The following is an 18,822-nucleotide window of genomic DNA, read 5'->3' as shown; positions in this document are numbered from 1 at the left end:
GCCACACCGTGAACATGTACGGCGTAGGGCTGTGGGGGGATGGCCGGGCGGCCTTCACGTGCCGCCCGGCCACTATGCGCATGGTGTGTCATCGTGCCTACCCGTCTATCAGATCACGCACCCCGGCCAGTTTTGACAATATGTCGTCAGGCAGCCCATTGGGAATGCCGAACTCGTCAATGGACGCAGCAGGCAGGTTGGTTTCGGCGTTGCGGATGCGCCGGGGGGTAAGGGCTTCCAGAATGCGCCATTCCGGACAACTGCCAAGGGGGCTTTTGTGTTCGGCAATCCATGCGTGTCTGATGTTCACGTGCGGGCGCACGTACGAGGCCGTGTGCGAGTAGGCGTAAGGAATGACATCAAGCATCAGGTCGATATCCTTGCGAGTGCACAGGGTACGGTTGGCCACGGTGGGGTTCAGGAAGAACGGCATGGTATACAGGCCGTATTCAACCACCCTGTAGGCCAGCGGTGCCATGCCCCTGTCCTTGCCCTCCTGCACGCCGCGCTTGATGGTGGTCGTGTTGCGGATGATCTTCACAGGGGCGAGGGAAAGGCCGGTTCCGAATTGAAGCGCCCCGGTGTGAATGTGCTGCTGGAAGGTTTCTTCAGTCCCACCTGATTCCTTTTCGAGGAGCGAGGTGCCGAACAGGCGGGCATCCCAGAACCGGGCAAGCAGATCGCTGGTGGACAGTTTTCGCAGTTCGCCAATGCTGCGCCCCTTGCACTCCAGGATGTCGAAGTTCTGGGCATCAAGTCCGTGACGGGCACTCATCTCGTTCCACACCGGCCCTTCCTTGTCCCCCACGAGACTCCGCAGCTTGGCCTTGAACGACACGGGGCTGATCTCGCCGATGCCGTTGGCCCGATGGCGGGGATCGCTTTCACGATCGGGGTCGCCGTTGGGATTGCTGTTCACTGCTTCGAGGATGAGAAGGCCGGTCAGCTTGTTCTGAAACGAGGTGGTGCTCATTCGGATGCTCCTTCTTCAGTATCGACGTTCTGGGAGATTTCTTCCGCAGTTTTCTTGCCGGGTACACCCGCAAGGTAACCGAGCAGCAATTCGGCCTTGCCCGTGGGGGTCACCACGCTCGGAATGCCATTTTCTTTCAGCGATTCGCTGAGAGGGGCGAACTGCCCGAGCGCCCATTTGGCGATTTTGCTGTTATCCTCACGACTTGATCGTGCCCAAGCGTGGTAGACCAGCATCCTGTCCGCCAGTTGTTCCACGGCTTCCACTGGGTTCTCAAGGGCGGTACGCATCAGTGAATTGCCCAACAGCACAGGGGGCACATGTCCATCCCGCACGGCGAGGCAGTATTGCTCATGCAGTTTGTCCGCGAGGTTGAGAACGCGCCCGACAAGAAAGTAGGCGTCTTGCATGTAGTCCTCCATTTGCCGTCCGGCCTTCAGGAGCAGCAGCCCGAGTACGGAAGGCAGTATTTCTATACGGTAGGGGATGTCCCGTGGAACATGCACCTCTTTGCCCCTGAAGCGACTCAGCCCCAGGGCCAACAGAATGGGAACCTGATCATCCATATGTTGGCGCAACAGCCCCATGGAGAGTTCGCCCCCGGCTGTTTTCTTTGCCAGCAGCAGCCGTGCGGGCAAGTCTTGGGAGACTTGCCGCGTGGTGCGACACTCTTCGCCATCGCGGAGCCACACTGTTGCCAGCAGGGGGGGCACCTCTGAGGGGAGTGGTGTGTCGGGGGCGAGAAGTCGCGATTGGCGGCTCTCCACGATCCTGAAGAGCATGGGGGGAATGTTGGTGCAGCCTTTTTGCCATTCGCGGGATGCGTCGATGAAATGGGCTGCCGTGAAGGTGTCGCTCATCAGCAGCTTGTACCGGCCCTTGTCATAGGACGTGAGGACGGAAACCTGCACCGGAACGGACAGGTCGCCACTCCAGGCACCTCGTAGCGCGCGGACGACATCTTCTGCGATGGCGGCAAAACCATGTGCGCTCGCTGCCTGTTCCGCTTTGGCAGACAGAGGGGCAAAGAGCCGCCCCAGCGCCGGTGGGGCCGGGGGCATCTGCTGTGGAGCGATAAGCACGAAGGTGGGGTCTATTGCGGTTCTGCCGAGCTTGCCTTTCTGGTTCAGGAACGCCCAGGTGCTTCCTTCGCGCTCTGGAGCCATCATCCATTGGCTGGCGCTCAGCATGCGCAGGCGAGATTCGTTGCCCACCGGGAACGACTCCGCATCCGCACGCCGATAGCGGTAGTTTGCGGGTACCTCACCGAACATGGACCGAAGGGGCTTTTCTCCCGACTTCGGAAGCACCAGCTTGGGCATTGGTTCCTTGTGCCCGGTGAGCGGCAGGCCAAACGCATCGGTTTCTTCGGTGTCCATACTTCCCGCCGCGAGCAGGCAGGCGTTGATCGCATCGAAGACAGCCGGGCTGTTGGCAAGCGCGGGGTATTTCTGCCAGTCATCCAACTCCAGCGTGACAAGCAGGGTATTCGACGGAGGCTGTTTGGAACCTTCCTGGAGAGCGATAACGCCATCAAGAAGGGCTGCCCAGGCAAGCGGCGATTCACGCACCCCTTCCGCGACGCGAGTGCACAGGAATGCTTCCAGTTGCTCCGGATCCAAGGCTTCACACCGCCGTACCAGTTCCGTGAAGGCCCCGGCATGGGGAGGCAACGAACCGGTTTGAGCAAGGAGCAGAGCGCCCCCGCGTATCTGCCGGACAAGCTTCTTTCTGAGCTTGTCAGACCAGCCGGAGGTGGCGCCCGCTATCAGAACCCCGGCGGACTCGACTCGCTCTGCGTACCTTTCCGGTGATGTGTCTTTGCAAGCCTTGCGAAAGGCAGAGAAAGTGGATTTGTCGGTGGAGAGCAAAGGAGGATCAACGGCGATGCTGGGAAACGCCATGTGGTTGTCTGGCGCCCAGCGATCAGGGGCAGGGTGTTCCGCATCGGGTAAAGGGCAGATGGACAAGTCTACCGGCAGACCATCGGAATCGATGAAAACCGTAAGGCGGGGTTTGCGAGGACAAGGCTTGATCGCCGATGCACGCCTGGGGGGCGATATCCCGGCACGGGTCAACGATTCCGCTATCTGGAAAAACTCATACATAGTGCAGCACCCCCTCGCGAACCTCTACGTTGTTCATGAAGGTTGGCTGCCACGTCGTGGATTTTCCCAGCCCATCCATCGAGAATGCCTTGAACAGGCAGGGGATGAACAGGTTGATGTCCTCTTGAACTTTTGTGTCGGGGCGGAATGGACCGAAGTAGTTTACCGTAAACTCTTTCCAGCCGAGGAATGGTGTCCTGTAGCACTGCCCCCGTTTGATTCTGCGGTTGAAAATCTCCCGGTATGCATGACCGCCATGCGTGCAGCGCGACCCGTTAGGTTTTGCGCGTGTGCTGTACGGGATGGGCCTGTCGTCATGGTGCGCACGGGCGTAGACCCGGTAACACACATCCGTGAGCACCGTGGCGGGCACCTGCAACGCACCCTCTTGGCCCGTCTTTTTGGCAGGACCAAGGTAGTTTGTTGTGTAGTGGTGGTAGTTGATGGGAGCACAGATTTCGACTTTGACAGGGACGACCGAGGCCTGCTCAAGCAGCAGGATTGCCTCGAAAATGCCGCGAAGCGCGGAGTACGTGGGCACAGGATACGAGATGGGAGATGATCCTGTGTCCGGGCGGGTAAAAATGGCTGTTTTTCCTGACACCTCTAGGGAAACTGAATACGGGTCCATCAGTACCTCCTGCTACTATTTGCGAGTAAGCACTGCCTCACTGGTTTTCTTTATACGTATTATTGATAAGCGCGGTGCAATTATTTTTTTGTATAGGCGATATCAATTGTATCCATGACAGGCTCACGACTGGGCTGTCAGTCTAGAGCGAGTGGTACGGGGTATTGTGTTGATGAGGTGTACCCTAATTGGACAGCTGGAGTTCGCTCCAGCTGTGTCATTTTAGGGCTCTTTTTGGCTTTGTTTGACAAATGTCTAGCAATCTCTTAGAGGCTTTTCTGACAATGCACTTCTGAGAGGGGGCTGCCATGACGATCACGGGACAAGATGTAGGCTACCTGCGTGTAAGCTCTGTCGACCAGAATCTTGAGCGACAGTTGGAGGGGGTGAAGCTGGATGAACGGTTTGAGGATCACGCCTCAGGCGGGTCCACAAACAGGCCGGGCTGGAAGAAATGCTTGGCGCATCTGAGAACCGGAGACACGCTCCATGTCCATTCGATTGACCGGCTCGCGCGCAACCTGAATGACTTGCTTTCTATCCTGACGGTGCTTCTTGAACGTGGCGTGGCGGTGAGGTTCCACAAGGAGGGCTTGCATTTCACGGGCAAAGATGAGCCGTTCCAGCGCCTCCAATTGCAAATCATTGGGGCGGTGAGCGAGTTTGAGCGCTCCATGATCCGTGAGCGCCAGCGTGAGGGGATTGCCCTGGCAAAGGCTAAAGGCAAGTACAAGGGCAGAAAGCCAGCCCTGAGCAATGAACAGGCCCAGGTGATCAGGAGCAGGATAGAGCAGGGCGACAAGGTTTCAGCACTGGCCGCTGAGTATGGCGTCTCTCGGCAGACGATCTATGCCCGTGTAATCGGGATATAGCCGTATGCTCAGTTGCCATTTGGCTTGAAATTGTCGCGGCTGTTTGGTTGCTTACAGAGGATGCGCGTCGTTGAGTGCGCCGCGAGGATGGGTGCGCATGTGTAAATTTCGCACCAGGATCGATTCTGAGGCGCGATCGGGTGCGAGGGCAGCTTCGCGTGTGTGTTGAGGGGTTTCGTGTCTTAAATTCAATTCTGGAGCGTTTCTTGTTTTCGTGTGGTGTTGGGTGGAAATTTTCATGGTTGCTGTAGCGAATTATCACTGAGGCAAGTTCAGTCTGTATGAGTAATGATATTCCCTCCCCTCCCCGCTTCAAGAAGAATAAGAGTATTTAAGAGTTAAAATACATTTCTTTGTTTTCAATCACTTGGTAAAGGTCAGTCAGAGACGAAGTCCAGAACTCGGCGCGATAAATCAGCCTTCTTTCCGTGCCCCATAGCCAACCATCCAAACATCGCAAAGAGAGAGCTTGTTTAGCTGTGTCAGACGCCACCTCCTACCCAAGCATTCCGTTTGATATTCTCAAGTGGTCAGACCATCCAGAATCAAACCCGCTCGTTGAGTATGTTGGAATGCTCATCTGCGAAGGCGACGAGAAGCGATACCAAAAGCTTCGACCTACAATCAAGAATGTCATCTTGAACCTGTATGCCTGCTGGCTTCGTTCTCCTGATATGTATGTCGCATACTCACGCGACAAGAATCATTACAGCAAAGGCAAGAGATACAATAAGCTGTTTATAAAGTACGAGAAGCTGGTCAGTGTTGTTGATCGGCTCGCAGAACTCGACTTCATTGAGCACGTGGCGGGCTTCTATGACAGGGGGGCTGGCGCTGGAAAGCGTTCTCGCATGCGTGCCAGTAGCAGCTTGCTTCCGCTGTTCAAGGGGATTGAAGCGATAGAGCTCTCACCGCCAGAGGATGCCGAAGTCATCATTCTCAAAAAGGGTGGCCAGCAGGTAGACTACAAAGACACAGATGCCACGAGAGAAATGCGTGAGCGTCTGGGCATTATCAACAAGACCCTGAAGGCCAGCAAGATTGAGCTTGATGTGTCGCGAGAGGAACTGGAAGCGCTCCAGGCTGAATCGGTTGCGCGTCAGTTGGAAGGGGGCGACGAAGACTCACGGGCGTTTGACTTGCACAGCAAGACTCTTGTCAGAATTTTCAATGACAAGTTCACGCGGGGTGGTCGTCATTACCGTGGCTGGTGGCAAGTCATCCCAAAGCAGTTGCGGGCAAAGGTTTTGATTGATGGCGAGGGCGTCGTTGAGCTTGACTACAAAAGCATTCATCCCAACCTGCTCTACATCAAGGAGACAGGGGCACCATGCCCAGGTGATCCCTATGTGTTGCCTGGATCAGAAGGTGACAAGCTCATGCGGGATGTCTGCAAGTTCGCTTTGCTGGTGCTCATCAACGCCAAGACGCTCTCAGAAGCGAAGGCGAGCATCAAGCGTGAGATTCGCAACAAGGTTGCCCCTGAGTTCCATGAGCGCCTGAGAGCCATCGACATGGATTCAGTCATCGCAAGGCTGTTGGAGAGGCACGAAGTCATATCCAGGCACTTTGGAGCAGGGGCGGGCTTGCGCTTGCAGAAGATGGATGCCGACATAGCGGACGAGATCATGTCCAGGCTGGCTGCTCAGGGGGTGACATGCTTGCCTGTGTTTGATTCCTTTCTGGTGAAGCGGAGCGAGGTTGAGAAACTGCGCTATGCGATGGACGAGGTGGTCAATGCAAAGTATGCTTGCCACATCCCCGTCGAGACTAAGAACTCATTGACAACAGATTGAGAGAGAACTTCGCATTATATGGAGAAGAACATGTACAACAAGCCTACAACCCGCACGGAAATTCCTACTGCGATAGGCGCTATTGCAGAAAGGCTTCATAGCCAGAGCATCAATAGCATTTCCTGCGTGTTGGCCCCCAATGAACTGTCAGCATGCGATACACATACAGATATGTGGACTATAGAAGCTGAAAAAATTTCATTTGCAAATCTTGAGGCGCGCAACCAGTGCGCCGCAGCTTATGTTTTTGCAGATAAAATCGACAACTCTGACTGCGCTTCTGACCGTGAGATTTTTACAGTAGCGCTACAATTATATCAACAAGAGATCGGCCATGAAGACTCAGCAGCTGGGCGATTCCTTGCGTTGGCCAACGAGAATATCAACATCCTCGGACTTGCAGCAGACATCATAAATTCTGACGAGATGGCGGTCTTTAGTGTTTTGCGCCTCGTAGGCCTTGCGCTGCCATTTCTGCAACACATAGAAAAGGAATCGCTTTGCACCTTAATAGAAGCTCAAAATCCAAAAACAGAAGGCGATCTTGCGGCAGGGCTAATTTTCAGAGCTATAGAGGACGCGCTAGCAACCAGAACAAAATTAGCGTGGGATATTTATCACCACGCCATAGAAAATATTACAGATTCGACACGAAGATTGGTAACATCAACAATGCTTGCCTTAGCAAACTCAGGCCAAGAGCATGCAGCAATTAATCGTGTCTTGCTAGATGCGCATTCAAGCGAAGCATTGATCGTCCAATCAGCGATATTTAGCATCGCCCTCATTCTTGATGCTAACAAAATAGACAACAAGTACCACCGGAAATGCTATGAAACTCTGCGCAAAAAATCAAAGAGCCACATAGCCGAAATAAAGAATCTATCCATACACGCTATGGGAATTGCATCAAAAAAACACCGAGAAATGCGTGCTGATTTGGTTTCGATAGCAAAATCTGGCGATAGACACGCGCTACACGTCATGTCAGTATTCATATCTGCAATCATCGACGAAACAGACATCTTAGATATTTACACAGACATACTAGACGCCCTCTCAAACGCAACACTGGAAACGAATTGTGCACATGAAATAGATCATATATTTTCAAAAATAATATGCAATTACAATCAAACTGACGCATCAATAAATTCAATTGAATCATTTATTGTGCGAAACAGCAGTGGAGCAACAAGCGACGCCTCCACCATTGACAACCTAAATCAAACCATAATGTGCATTTCAAAAGATAAAAAACTACTCTCGCGATTGATCGCAAGATGGCTCACCTCAGACGTGCCGCAGCTCACACAGGCATGCCACTCTTTAATTAAATACCTTTGGCTACATGGGGTGCGTAGCGTCAAATTCGATCCACATACAATCGACGATATGGACAATCACACCCTCCTGCTTCTCGCCAGAAGAATGCTTGGATTCATTTATCACGAAGAGCCTCTCTTGACACTAACACTTTCGCTTCTAGAAACAAAGAACGCTCCTGAGCGCACATACCCTTTGGTTCGCGATCTACTCATCAATTACATTGGAATTGACTACACGCATGAAACCCTGCAAGCAATTGAAAACCTAACAAAGGCAAACGACGTCATACTCACCAAAGAACTAACATCCATCCGCGATGTCATAGCGACATATCAAAAAAACATTGATGACCTGCCTGACCTACAAGAGCTTAATAGCCCGATAAAGCTACGGCGGGCAATTGCTCTCAACAAGGAGGCAAACCTGCGAGCCATCCAAGACTCCGCAGGCGAACAATCCGTGCTACTGAAGCTAATCAAGCGGATACCAGTCAAGGCTGGAGTCGGGTGGTTTTCTGTTGAAAACGACAGAATAGGCGAGACGAACAACTTTCAAACCATTTCTCACAGCATTGCCATACCAAAACGTTCAATAATTGACCCAGTAGGGTATTCAATCGAAGGGATTTTATTTCGATCGTCAAAGAGGGGAGACTAATGAAGCTTGTCATTGCGGAATATCTTCGCACATTAAAGGAAAGGGATGAGCTTGACCGCCTCTTACCAGACCTGCTTATCGAGATGGGGTATGTACCAATAGCGCGTCCACAAACAGGCAATCGGCAGTATGGCGTAGATCTAGCTGCACGAGGGACAAATCCCAACAGCGACACAGAAGAGCTGCTTCTTGCCGTAATCAAAAAAGGAGACATAGGTCGCACGGAGTGGGATGGCGGCGACCAGTCTGTTAGACAAAGCATAAACGAGATACTAGACGTGTATTTAACATCGCACGTCGAGCCACAAGACAAAGGCAAGCATATCCACATCGTAGTAGTCACAAACGGCGAATTAAAACAGGTTGTTCAAGCGAGCTGGACGGGGTTTGTCAGTAGCATAGGGGCTAAAGCGGAAGTTGATTTCTGGGGGATTGATCGACTGGCCGCGCTTATTGAACGCCACCTCCTCGATGAACATGTTTTTCGGGATTCCGAGCGAAAGCTGCTCAGACGATCCTTGGCCCTTTCTGGCGACAGTGATTACGATCGTCGAGACCTACATAGACTTTTTCTGCAATCGCTAGACCTGACTAATTCTGGAGGACTCTCAGAGACACCCAAGACTGGGAAAGCACTAGTCAAGGCGATGCGTATTGTTAATTTATCTGCGCATGCCTTTGCATCGTGGGCGCTCGCAGAAGGCGACTCCAGACAAGGCCTCTTGTGCATGGAGAGAGCGCTTTTATGGGCATGGCATCGCATACAACTCTGCGGAAATGCTACGCGCTTGTCAATTATAACTGACGTATTTCCATCGTTCTGGATTGGATATTGTGTTGCATGCAAAGAATACTTTGAACGTCTTCAGCCTTATTGCTACACCAAAGACTCTCTGTCCAAAAAATATTATGATAGCGCAGAGCTATCCATGCTGTCTTTTGAAGTTATTGGAGTTTTATCATCAATTGGACTTTCTCAAATATTGATCAACCCGGGAGATGCATCGCCTTTGCAAGATCGCGCTGCCCAAGCTGAAATAATTGCAGACGCAATCATTGGACTAATACACAACAACAAAATATGTGGATCGCCTTGCCTTGACAGACACAGCAACGACATATCGCTCGCATTAACCCTCTTACTCCTGGCAGGGCGGAAAAAAGACGCGGTCACATGGCTTAAGACGCTGATCAGAAATGTCGACTATTCATACAAAACAAAACGACATATCCCCGTCTGCTCTGACTCCATTGACGACCTAATTGATGAAGGGGGCTGGGGAAGCAATGAAGCTGCGGCTCGATTAATGAATTCCTCGTGGACTCTTGCTACCCTTGCAGGCTGGGCAGCAATTCTTAAGGAAAAAGAACATTACACCAAGCTGGCAACAGGGTGCAAAAATGACTATCCTGACACTTGCGTCCAGCTTTGGCATCCCGACAAAGACATATATAGCCATCTTTATTTTTGCCGATCACACTTTCAATGCGGAGCATCAGAAGCCCCTATCATTCTCCCTGACAATCCTGGCGAATGGATTGAACATATGAAGACGATCACAAGATCGCCCCAGGAAAAAATCTATGAGGCGTCTCCAGCCCTCCAGACCGGCTTAGCAGCGCTTGATATTATTGCCTGTAGGCATTTCCTAACCCCAGTCCCGCCATTTTTTTGGTATAGACTTGCATGCTGGGCAGATTCGCTACAAAGCAAACCATCTGAGATTGGCATCGCATCGCCCTGATATGACATACACACAAGCCATAGCACGTCGCGAATACATAGGCCTAAACACCCAGTGCTCGCCTGATTATTCGACGATCAGGATCGCGCTTCCCCAAAAATAGGGGGGTCAAAAATTGCCCCACCATATCTCGCATGTTACTCAACCTACATTTTTTACAGGGGGGGGATGGGGTTACCATAAATGGATTCTCTTGCGCGCCTCTGCAAGCCCATGAACATCAATATCGAAGTCAAGACGATCGACGACTTCGAAAAACAGAACAGATGGCCTAACATCATCGCTGTATCTGCCATACGTCATGGTGTCGTGCTTGTGTCCAATCAGCCTAGCTGCAAGCTTTTCAGGTACATTATGCTGCTCACACCATGTCGCCATGGTGTTTCTGAAGCTGTGGAAAACCTTTTTCCCGTGCCTTCCATCTTCTATCCCTGCTTTCCGCTTATACAAACTAAACCATTTTGATGGTGCAGTTCCGTAACGTGACGTCACATCTTTCTTTGTCAAATCTGGAAAGAGGCGTTCCTCTTTCTTCTTCCTCATCATCGCAACAAATGCATCAAATCCGAAATCACGAATCAAAACTTGTGATATTGGCACATATCGTGTCGAGTCTTTCGTCTTGATGCGACGATCGTATCCATCAGGGTGAAACCAGAAACAAAGAACACCATCCTCAATGGCAATGTCCTCAACATATAGCTGGCATATCTCCTCTATACGAGCACCTGTGTACAAAGCGATCAGAGGAACCCAAAATTTCCAAGGCTTACGGTTCTTTCTCGTGACATAGAGATTAGGATTAAATAACATCTTAAGGTCATCACCAGAGAATGACTCTCGAAAATCACCATCTCGCTTGTCTTGCTTTACTCTCAGGCAGTTTGCTATTTCTGCACCTACTATAAGCCTATCTTCTGCCATCCAGCGAACAAAAGATCGAATTTTATCACAATAGTTACTTACCGTTGTCGTGCTTAAACGATCACATTGTGGAACCTCAAGCTTCAAAACATCAGCTACGCTCATCTTTCCATACTTACCCTTCGTCATATTCTTTGGAAGGCGAAGAAGCGCGTCTCGTAACATCTTAAAATGAACCTTACGCAGGTCGCACGCCTTTACATCTCCTACAACTTCAATAAATAATCTTAGCTTTGCACCTTCTTGATATGCAGTCCTTTTGTCCCATGTGTTAGAATTTAACTTATCATCTATGTATTCCTGAATTAATTCAGAAATCGTTTTTGCTGGATCGCTTTGTTTCTCTTGAGAAGAAATATCTATCGAATAGTCGCTGCTATCCAGATTTTTTCCCCAAATCCTACCTCGCTCTATCTTTGAAAAATTGTACGAACAACGAAGAAGCTCACTGCACAACGTATTAAACTCAATCGAACCAGCTTGATATGCGATGCCTCGCTGGCGAAGTACGTCTTCAGCTGTCTCCGCAATGACCCCATAGTCACAACGAATGTATGCTTGTTGCGCGACAGCTTCGGCTTCTTCAAGCCCAAGGCTTTGCTCACGAAGCTGAGACTCCGTCAGTGGCTTATTCCGTGACAGCCGTTCGCGACGAGTGCGCTCCAACTCTTGAGCCAACCACTGATTGGCCAACTGCTTGGCATCCTCTTCAGAAAGCTTCTTCATTGCTAACACCTCATCGATCCTAAGAAACATCTCGTAAATACGTGAGGACAAGGCATTAGCTGCCTCGCGGGCCTCGCGCAAGTAAGAAGTTTGAAGCGTGGTGCGAATTTCACATCGCCCCAGCAGCGAGCGGTAACGCCGGGGGACCACCTTCCGGAAATGGTAGGTCGTCCTGTTCAGGACAAGCAGGGAGGGGGATTTCGATGGCAAAGGAAGACCCCGATTGGATCAGCAGTTTGTATCCGCTGGTACAACCGGGGTCTTCAAAGGCCAGCCAGCATCTGTAATCTCAGCATGTTGGCTTACAATTTGGTGGAGGCGGCGGGAATCGAACCCGCGTCCGAGAACATTCCACGCGAAACGTCTACAGGCTTATGTCGGGAACAATTGTCGTCACGGGCTTGGCCCCCGACCGGGCGGCCCTAGACCAGCTCACCTATAGTTCTTACACCCGCAGCGGCAAGCGCCCTTGGATGCCAGCCTGATGAAGTTACACCTCGCCGACGTATCAGGCGTCGATCGGTTTGGCGTGGCCACTAATTAGGCAGCCAGTGCGTATTCGTAATTGTTGGCAATTACTTTTGGTGCCGCTTTTTACGAGGCCAGCGGCGCCTCGGCCTGCAGTTCCGGCTTCTACATCCCCGTCGAAACCAGGGCGCCCCCGTGTGTACGGCGGTGTCCGGCGAACGGCGTGTTCTGCCGTGATGCAATGCGGGCCACCATCCCGCTTCACATACTATAATGCCGTCTCCGGCAAAGGCAAGGTGCCCAAGGCAACCGTTTGTGGCGGTTGCGCTGCCACCCGGCCCGACCGGAACAGGGGCTATACGGGCTTTTGTACCCGGTGGCAAGGGATGCGCGCCGCACCGGCCACAATGCACAACGCCCGCGCCGGGCATTGCGCCGGGCCGGGCGGACATGTTCATTACTATGATGGGCGAAGCGGCAATGAAATGCGGGCGGGCCGATCTGGGTTGGTTTGGGCCGTAGGGGTGTTGGTCCGGGTGTTGGTCTGGGGGCAGGGCCGGGGTAGGGCTGGTGTGTGTGGGCGGTCGGTCGGCGTGGCGTTCTTGCGGTGCCATCACTACTGATGCGCGTGGCGGCAACGCGGCGCTGTCCCCCGGCTGCACCCCCATGGGCACGCAGCCGGGCAGCCCGCAGGGCAGGGCGGCTAGGTGTTTCTGCCGAAGTAGAAGTGCGACATGGCCCCCTTCAGGCTGACCCGGTAGGCGGAAGATGCCGTCTCCGCCGTGTCGGTCGTCGCCGCGTCCACCGCGTCGTAGGCAGCTGCGCCGACGCGCGTGGTAACCACCCGGCGCAGGCTGCGAATGTCGCGGATCAGCTCCGACTGCGAGGCCAGTTCCCCGAAGGCGGACGAAAGCTCCGGCGCATCGGCCAGGGTCTGTTCTATGCGCGTCTTGTCCGGGTGGTCGCCCAGTACGGAAAGCGCTCCCTCGTCATCCATGGTCAGGGTCAGCTTATCGTCCAGCGACACCCCGGCGGCGTCCAGCCGGTCGGAAAGGGTATCCAGAAACCCCTCTTGCAGGTTCGACACGTTCTGTTCCAGCGTTTCCAACACGTTTCCGCCGCGCTCGGAAATATCTTCCAGTGTGGACCGCAGCTTGGGATGCAGCGCGGAAAGGCTGGCGCTGTCGGTCAGGCGGGCAAGGTTGCCGTCCGCCGTCTGCGCCTGCTCGGACCCGGACGCGGTGCGTCCTGCATCGGCGTCCTGATCCGTGGTACGGTGGACGACCATCATGCTGCCGAGATTGTTGAAAATGCCGTCTATGGCCACGCCCGCCTCCGTCGTGCAGAAATTTCCCTTCCCGTGTCTGGGGCTGGAATGAGCAAGATCGGTGCCAGCCGAAAGAGGCAGGCGGCACCCCACCCATGGGGCGAATGGGGCAGGGCGGTTGCGCCATCAGGCCGCCGCCGGGGACAGGTTCCGTGGACAGACGCGTTGACAGGGGCGGGGTTTTTGCCGGAATCTGCGGGAAAGTCCGGCCCCGTCGCATGCGGGGCACGGCAGGAGAACGCCATGCTGCGCAACTATCTGACGACAAACGACAGGAAGGACGGTCTGGCCGGGGTTCCGCGCGGCGTGGCACGCGCCGCACGCATGGCCACCGCCCCCGAAAAGCGACCCGCCACGCGCCGCCGGTTTGCGGTGGCCCCGATATGGTTGGCCTCAAGGTGTCTGGTCCTGATGTGTCTGGCCCTGAGTGCCGCGCTTTGGGGCGCGCTGCCCGCATCCGCACGGGCAGAGGCCACGCAACTGCCGGGCGGCGAATACCCCGACGCGCAATGCACCTCGCCCATGCGCCCCTTTGCCGGGGACAAGGCCTGGGAATGGGACATGTACCGCCAGAAGATGGGCGCCTACCGGGCCTGCGTGGACGCCTACGTACGCCGTGCCCGGGCGGATATCGAACACATTCAGGGCAAGATCGACAAGGCCGTGCGCGAGTACAACCGCGAGGTGACCATGCCCTGAAGCGGCAGACGGGAAAGCCGGGCCAGACGGGAAAAACGAGGCGGGCGGGCCGGGTGGCAAGGACGGGCCTGATGCGCATGACGAGAGCCTGATGCGCATGACGGGTCTGGGGCACGGACGGGCCAAATATGTGTGACGGGCCAGATGGCGCGGGCGTCAGGGCGTGGCCCACGTCGGAGCACACCCCCCGGCCCGGCCACCGGTTGCCAGCGCCGCCTCCATCCCCTAGCCGGGTCCATTCCAGTGCCCGCAATTCTCGCAGGCAAAGCCGGAAAAGTCCGCCGCCCCGGCGCTGTCGGTCCAGACCTCCACTTCATTGATGTGCCCGCAGTTCTCGCAGGGGATGCGGGCCACATGTTCCTCGGGGTCATAGTCGCAACCTTCGCCGCGAATGATCAGGGTGGCGGTGTATTCGGGCATGGCGGCCTCCGTGGGATACGGCACCGGCACACGCGGCAGGCGCGCACCGGATGCGTTTTGTTGGGGTATGTCCATTCTGACGATGCCGCAGGGTGCGCACACGGTCAACCCTGACCGCCGCGCCAGGCCACGAACGACGGGTGCATCCGCCTGACATGCCGCGCCCCTTCGCGCCCTTTGGGCAATTCGGCGCCATGCAATCGGCTGCGACAGGGGGGGGGAACCGGGCATCAACAGGGCGCAACTGCCGCAACAGTGCGGACATGCGTCGGCTCCAGCCGCTCGGCATCTTGACCGGCGCGCCCGGCTGCCCTATATTGCCCAATGTGCCGTCGGATGACGGTGCCGAACTGTGCCGCTGCGCGGGGTTTGCCCCTACAGCGGGACACTTTCTTTTTGCCCGGCAACAGACCATGCCCAGACATTTCAAGGAACGAGCATGAGCAGCATCCCCATCTCCACCGAAGGCTACGATCGACTGATGAAGGAACTGGAACGCCTGAAGTCGGAACGCCCGGCGGTCATCCAGGCCATCAAGGAAGCCCGCGAAGAAGGCGACCTGAAAGAAAACGCCGGGTACGACGCCGCCCGCGAACGGCAGGGCATGCTCGAAGCCCGCATCTCGTACATCGAATCGCGCATGGCCCAGTTCAACGTCATCAACCTGGACAGCCTGTCCGGTGACAAGGTGATGTTTGGCGCCACCGTTGAAATAGAAGACCTCGATAGCGGCGAAGCCAAGCGCTACACGCTGCTCGGCCCGGACGAGGCCGATTACGCCCAGGGCTCCATTTCCGTCCTTTCGCCGGTGGCGCGCGCGCTGCTGGGCAAGGAGCAGGGCGACGAGATCGTGGTGGATGCCCCGCGTGGCCGCATCAGCTACGAGATCATTTCCGTCGCCTTCGAAGGCGCGCGCCGCTAGCGCCGGGCCTGCCAACGCCGTATTTCGCGCGCCCCGGCCCCTTCGCCGGGGCGCTTTTGTTGCCATGACATACCCGTGCGGGGTGCACACCGCCACGCACGGTTTCCGGCGCCATGCTTGCGGTGCCCCGCGAACTGTCCGGAAAACCCGGCCCGCAGGGGGTTTCGCACCGGCGCGAAAGATGGCATGATCCACGTGAAAGAATGCACATGCGGAGCCGCCCCCATTTGCGGCCCCCCAACGGAAGGAGTGCACCATGGCCCCCGCCCGGAACCTGACCATCGACCGTCTCGATGCCCTGCGCCACAAGCTGCTGGCCATGCTCGCAACGGTGGAGCAGGCCATCGACAGCTGCATCGAAGCTTACTGCCAGCGCGACGAGGCCAGGGCATGGTCCGTCGCTTCGCACGACCACGCCATCAACGAGATGGAAACCTGCATCGACGAAATGGGCATGCGCCTTCTGGCCCGCGAAGGGCCGCTGGCGCAGGACCTGCGCACCGTGCTGGCCACCATGCGCATTGCCAACGACATCGAGCGCATGGCCGACGAGGCCGCCAACATCGCCGAACGCACCATGCCCCTGGTGGCCCTGCCGCCGCTGCCCTTCGACGACGACTTCAAGGCGTTCGTGCCGCTGGTGCGCAACATGGTGCGCCAGGCAGTGCAGTGCGTGGTGGACATGGATGCGGACCTGGGCCGCAGGCTGGCCGAACTGGACGAGGGCGTGGACTGCGGCCTGCGCCAGCTTACCCTCAAGGTCGTGCAGTACATGAAGTCCCACCCCGACAATATCGAGGCGGCGCTGTCGTTCCTGATCATCTGCCGCAGGCTGGAACGCATCGGCGACCTGTCCACCAACATCGGCGAGAGCGTGTTTTTTGCCGTGCGTGGCGTCAACGCCAAGCACAGCCATTTTGACGACGACGACATGGCGTGATGCTTTCGCACTCCTTCACGCAACACGCGTGAGCTGTGCGACAAACATCCAACACAATAATTTGCATGGAACGGCTTCGGATACACATGATCCGAAGCCGTTCTTCTTTTTTTGAGCATGCCTCCGCAACACAACACTCATGAACGTCATACAATGCAATACATGCCTTGAAATGCGTGGCTCGTTGTCTGTATCCAAAATGCACTGCACAAAAAAGTGCCACTACAGGCCGCGTGCGCGCTGCATCTCAAACGAAAATGCCCACTCCGAATCTTGACGCTGCCGGGGCTAAATGCTACCACCACGCTCATTGCCCAATCAACCAATACATCCGGCATGGCGTGAGGACGTGTCGGATGGCGTGAACGCTCACTTCGGAGGTGCATTCCACAATGGCGTCCATGGAGTATCTGCAACTGGCGGCAGCGCTCGCCCCCATCGTCTGGCTGATCTTTTCTCTCGTCGTGCTCAAGCTGCCCGCCTACCGCACCTGTGCGCTCACGCTGGTCTGCACGCTGGCCCTTGCCGTGTTCGGCTGGTGGAAGATGCCCGCGTTCATGGCCCTTTCCGCCGCGCTTGAAGGGGCGGCCATGGCCCTGTGGCCGATCATGATCGTGATCATCGCCGCCGTGTTCACCTACAACCTTGCCCGCCACACCGGCAGCATGGACGTGATCACCCGCATGCTCTCGTCCATCACCACCGACAAGCGCCTGCTGGTGCTCATCGTGGCCTGGGGCTTCGGCGGTTTTCTCGAAGGTGTGGCCGGGTACGGCACCGCAGTGGCCATTCCCGCCAGCATCCTTGCCGCCATGGGCTTTCAGCCCATGTTCGCCGCAGTGATCTGCCTGGTGGCCAACACCGTGCCCACGGCCTTCGGCGCCATCGGCATTCCCATCGTGACCATGGCGGGCGTCACCGGCCTGCCGGTGGAAACCATCAGCTACTACACCGCGTTGCAGTTGTTCGTGTTCATCGTCCTGATTACCTACCTGCTGGTCATCCTTACCTCCGGGTTCAAGGGCATCAGGGGCGTATTCTGGGCCACCCTGGTTTCCGGCCTGGCCTTCGCCTTTCCGCAGTTGTACACCGCCAAGTACATGGGCGCCGAACTGCCGTGCCTTATCGGCAGCGTGTGCAGCATGATCGCCACCATCGTCTGGGCGCGCCTGTTCCACCGCGACACCGCAGCAGCCGTCGATCCCATTCCCGCCGCCGAAAAGGTGAAGGCCTGGCTGCCGTACATCCTGGTATTCGCCTTCATCATCCTGTGCAGCAACCTGTTCCCGGCCATTCGCGACGCCCTGGGCGCCGTGAAGACCACCGTGCACATCTACGGCGACACTCCCTTCACCTTCAAGTGGATCGCCACCCCCGGCGCGCTGATCATCATCGCCACCTACATCGGCGGCATGATCCAGGGCGTGAAGGTGCGCGAGATCACCGGCGTGCTCGGCAGCACCGCCAAAAAGCTGGTGTACTCGGGCGTTACCGTGGTTTCCATCGTGGCACTGGCAAAGGTCATGGCCACCAGCGGCATGATCAACACCATCGCCATCGCCGTGGCCGATTCCACCAGCAGCTACTTTCCGTTCATCTCGCCGCTGCTCGGCGCGCTGGGCACCTTCGTCACCGGCAGCGATACCTCGTCCAACGTGCTTTTCGGGCAGTTGCAGATGGAAGTGGCCAACCGCATCAGCATCGACAGCACCTGGATCGTCTCTGCCTCTGCCGCCGGGGCCACCGCCGGCAAGATGATCTCGCCCCAGTCCATCGCCGTGGCCACTGCCGCCACCGGCCTTACCGGCTACGAAGGGCGCATCATGAACCGCACCCTGGCCGTGTGCGTGGGCTACGTGCTGGTGCTCGGCACCCTGGTCTACGTGGCCATTCCGTACCTGCACCTGCTGTAGGCGCGGCATTCAGCCGACTCCGCAAGGGGGGCGTCTTCGGGCGCCCCCTTTTTCGTTGGCAGAGTGGGGAGATGCGCATGATCGCCGCGCGCACCTCTTGCCGCCACTCGGGCGCGTACGGTCGCCCCGCATGCGTGCCCGCGCTTCGCGCAAGCGTACCGCGCCCCGCACGAAAAAGGAGACAGGCTGCGTACCGGGGCCGTGGTCCGGCAACAGCGGTACTGCACGCCCCGATGACTGACACGGACGTGGAAGGGTGGAGTGGGGGGGGGAGGGGGACCATGATCTGTCAAACCGCCCGCCACCAACGAAAAACGGCCGCCTCGATGGAGACGGCCGTGATGTTGCGGCATGGCGCGTGCGGCGCGGAGG

At 56.1% G+C, this 18,822-nt stretch carries 14 protein-coding genes, 1 other RNA gene and 1 pseudogene; 8 read left to right on the top strand and 8 right to left on the bottom strand.

The annotated features are described in order from the left end of the window. Positions 1-97 precede the first annotated feature (97 nt). From ABWO17_RS05635 to cas5, 3 genes are all read right to left on the bottom strand, one after another. On the bottom strand, positions 98-973 hold the full coding sequence (locus ABWO17_RS05635) for a type I CRISPR-associated protein Cas7 (RefSeq protein WP_353116579.1): 876 nt from the start codon (positions 971-973) through the stop codon (positions 98-100). Beyond that, positions 970-2,877, bottom strand: a complete 1,908-nt coding sequence (locus ABWO17_RS05630) for a hypothetical protein (protein WP_353116578.1) — start codon at positions 2,875-2,877, stop codon at positions 970-972. The genes ABWO17_RS05635 and ABWO17_RS05630 overlap by 4 nt, the downstream gene beginning before the upstream one ends. Before the next feature lie 196 nt (positions 2,878-3,073). Further along, positions 3,074-3,712 (bottom strand): CRISPR-associated protein Cas5, encoded by a 639-nt coding sequence (gene cas5 / locus ABWO17_RS05625; RefSeq protein ID WP_353116577.1) that lies wholly within the window; start codon positions 3,710-3,712, stop codon positions 3,074-3,076. Between the two features lie 308 nt (positions 3,713-4,020). On the opposite strand from cas5, the gene ABWO17_RS05620 reads away from it, so the two are divergent. From ABWO17_RS05620 to ABWO17_RS05605, 4 genes are all read left to right on the top strand, one after another. After that, on the top strand, positions 4,021-4,584 hold the full coding sequence (locus tag ABWO17_RS05620; protein WP_502914873.1) for a recombinase family protein: 564 nt from the start codon (positions 4,021-4,023) through the stop codon (positions 4,582-4,584). Between the two features lie 479 nt (positions 4,585-5,063). After that, positions 5,064-6,380 carry a hypothetical protein gene (locus ABWO17_RS05615; RefSeq protein ID WP_353116576.1) on the top strand — a complete coding sequence of 439 codons (1,317 nt, stop codon included), beginning with the start codon at positions 5,064-5,066 and terminating at the stop codon, positions 6,378-6,380. A gap of 30 nt (positions 6,381-6,410) precedes the next feature. Continuing rightward, entirely contained in the window at positions 6,411-8,366 is a 1,956-nt protein-coding gene (locus ABWO17_RS05610) for a hypothetical protein (protein ID WP_353116575.1), read from the top strand. Then, entirely contained in the window at positions 8,366-10,111 is a 1,746-nt protein-coding gene (locus ABWO17_RS05605; protein ID WP_353116574.1) for a hypothetical protein, read from the top strand. Before ABWO17_RS05610 ends, ABWO17_RS05605 begins: the two co-directional genes overlap by 1 nt. A gap of 174 nt (positions 10,112-10,285) precedes the next feature. Here the strand turns inward: ABWO17_RS05605 and ABWO17_RS05600 are convergent, their stop codons facing one another. The 4 genes and pseudogenes from ABWO17_RS05600 to ABWO17_RS05585 form a co-directional block, all read right to left on the bottom strand. Then, positions 10,286-11,761 carry a site-specific integrase gene (locus ABWO17_RS05600; protein ID WP_353116651.1) on the bottom strand — a complete coding sequence of 492 codons (1,476 nt, stop codon included), beginning with the start codon at positions 11,759-11,761 and terminating at the stop codon, positions 10,286-10,288. A gap of 33 nt (positions 11,762-11,794) precedes the next feature. Further along, a pseudogene (locus ABWO17_RS05595) lies at positions 11,795-11,971 on the bottom strand (DUF6538 domain-containing protein); the annotation flags it as partial. A gap of 100 nt (positions 11,972-12,071) precedes the next feature. Then, positions 12,072-12,424, bottom strand: a transfer-messenger RNA (tmRNA) gene (gene ssrA / locus ABWO17_RS05590). A gap of 508 nt (positions 12,425-12,932) precedes the next feature. Beyond that, entirely contained in the window at positions 12,933-13,556 is a 624-nt protein-coding gene (locus ABWO17_RS05585; RefSeq protein WP_353116573.1) for a hypothetical protein, read from the bottom strand. Between the two features lie 243 nt (positions 13,557-13,799). Here ABWO17_RS05585 and ABWO17_RS05580 point away from each other — a divergent pair, with 243 nt between their 5' ends. Continuing rightward, complete coding sequence (locus tag ABWO17_RS05580) at positions 13,800-14,255, top strand: hypothetical protein (protein ID WP_353116572.1); 456 nt, start codon at positions 13,800-13,802, stop codon at positions 14,253-14,255. 225 nt (positions 14,256-14,480) lie between these two features. Here the strand turns inward: ABWO17_RS05580 and ABWO17_RS05575 are convergent, their stop codons facing one another. Next, the gene (locus ABWO17_RS05575) at positions 14,481-14,675 is read right to left on the bottom strand and encodes a hypothetical protein (RefSeq protein WP_353116571.1); all 195 of its coding nucleotides are present in this window, start codon (positions 14,673-14,675) and stop codon (positions 14,481-14,483) included. Between the two features lie 439 nt (positions 14,676-15,114). Between ABWO17_RS05575 and greA the strand changes: the two genes are divergently transcribed. From greA to ABWO17_RS05560, 3 genes are all read left to right on the top strand, one after another. Next, entirely contained in the window at positions 15,115-15,597 is a 483-nt protein-coding gene (gene greA / locus ABWO17_RS05570; RefSeq protein WP_353116570.1) for a transcription elongation factor GreA, read from the top strand. Between the two features lie 256 nt (positions 15,598-15,853). After that, on the top strand, positions 15,854-16,537 hold the full coding sequence (gene phoU / locus ABWO17_RS05565; protein WP_353116569.1) for a phosphate signaling complex protein PhoU: 684 nt from the start codon (positions 15,854-15,856) through the stop codon (positions 16,535-16,537). 401 nt (positions 16,538-16,938) lie between these two features. Continuing rightward, positions 16,939-18,450, top strand: a complete 1,512-nt coding sequence (locus tag ABWO17_RS05560) for an L-lactate permease (RefSeq protein ID WP_353116650.1) — start codon at positions 16,939-16,941, stop codon at positions 18,448-18,450. The last annotated feature ends 372 nt before the right edge of the window (positions 18,451-18,822 follow it).

It is taken from the genome of Nitratidesulfovibrio sp. (assembly GCF_040373385.1).
Taxonomy (GTDB): Bacteria; Desulfobacterota; Desulfovibrionia; order Desulfovibrionales; family Desulfovibrionaceae; genus Cupidesulfovibrio.
The sequence above is the reverse complement of the archived record's forward strand: the minus strand, read 5'-3'. Positions and strand labels throughout refer to the sequence as shown.

Bases quoted from the DNA above. Each gene is read 5' to 3' on its own strand.
- cas5 (WP_353116577.1), bottom strand. From the start codon at position 3,712: ATGGACCCGTATTCAGTTTCCCTAGAGGTGTCAGGAAAAACAGCCATT.
- ABWO17_RS05610 (WP_353116575.1), top strand. From the start codon at position 6,411: ATGTACAACAAGCCTACAACCCGCACGGAAATTCCTACTGCGATAGGC.
- phoU (WP_353116569.1), top strand. From the start codon at position 15,854: ATGGCCCCCGCCCGGAACCTGACCATCGACCGTCTCGATGCCCTGCGC.
- ABWO17_RS05560 (WP_353116650.1), top strand. From the start codon at position 16,939: ATGGAGTATCTGCAACTGGCGGCAGCGCTCGCCCCCATCGTCTGGCTG.
- ABWO17_RS05630 (WP_353116578.1), bottom strand. From the start codon at position 2,877: ATGGCGTTTCCCAGCATCGCCGTTGATCCTCCTTTGCTCTCCACCGAC.
- ABWO17_RS05575 (WP_353116571.1), bottom strand. From the start codon at position 14,675: ATGCCCGAATACACCGCCACCCTGATCATTCGCGGCGAAGGTTGCGAC.
- ABWO17_RS05600 (WP_353116651.1), bottom strand. From the start codon at position 11,761: ATGAAGAAGCTTTCTGAAGAGGATGCCAAGCAGTTGGCCAATCAGTGG.
- ABWO17_RS05620 (WP_502914873.1), top strand. From the start codon at position 4,021: ATGACGATCACGGGACAAGATGTAGGCTACCTGCGTGTAAGCTCTGTC.
- ABWO17_RS05605 (WP_353116574.1), top strand. From the start codon at position 8,366: ATGAAGCTTGTCATTGCGGAATATCTTCGCACATTAAAGGAAAGGGAT.
- ABWO17_RS05635 (WP_353116579.1), bottom strand. From the start codon at position 973: ATGAGCACCACCTCGTTTCAGAACAAGCTGACCGGCCTTCTCATCCTC.
- ABWO17_RS05580 (WP_353116572.1), top strand. From the start codon at position 13,800: ATGCTGCGCAACTATCTGACGACAAACGACAGGAAGGACGGTCTGGCC.
- greA (WP_353116570.1), top strand. From the start codon at position 15,115: ATGAGCAGCATCCCCATCTCCACCGAAGGCTACGATCGACTGATGAAG.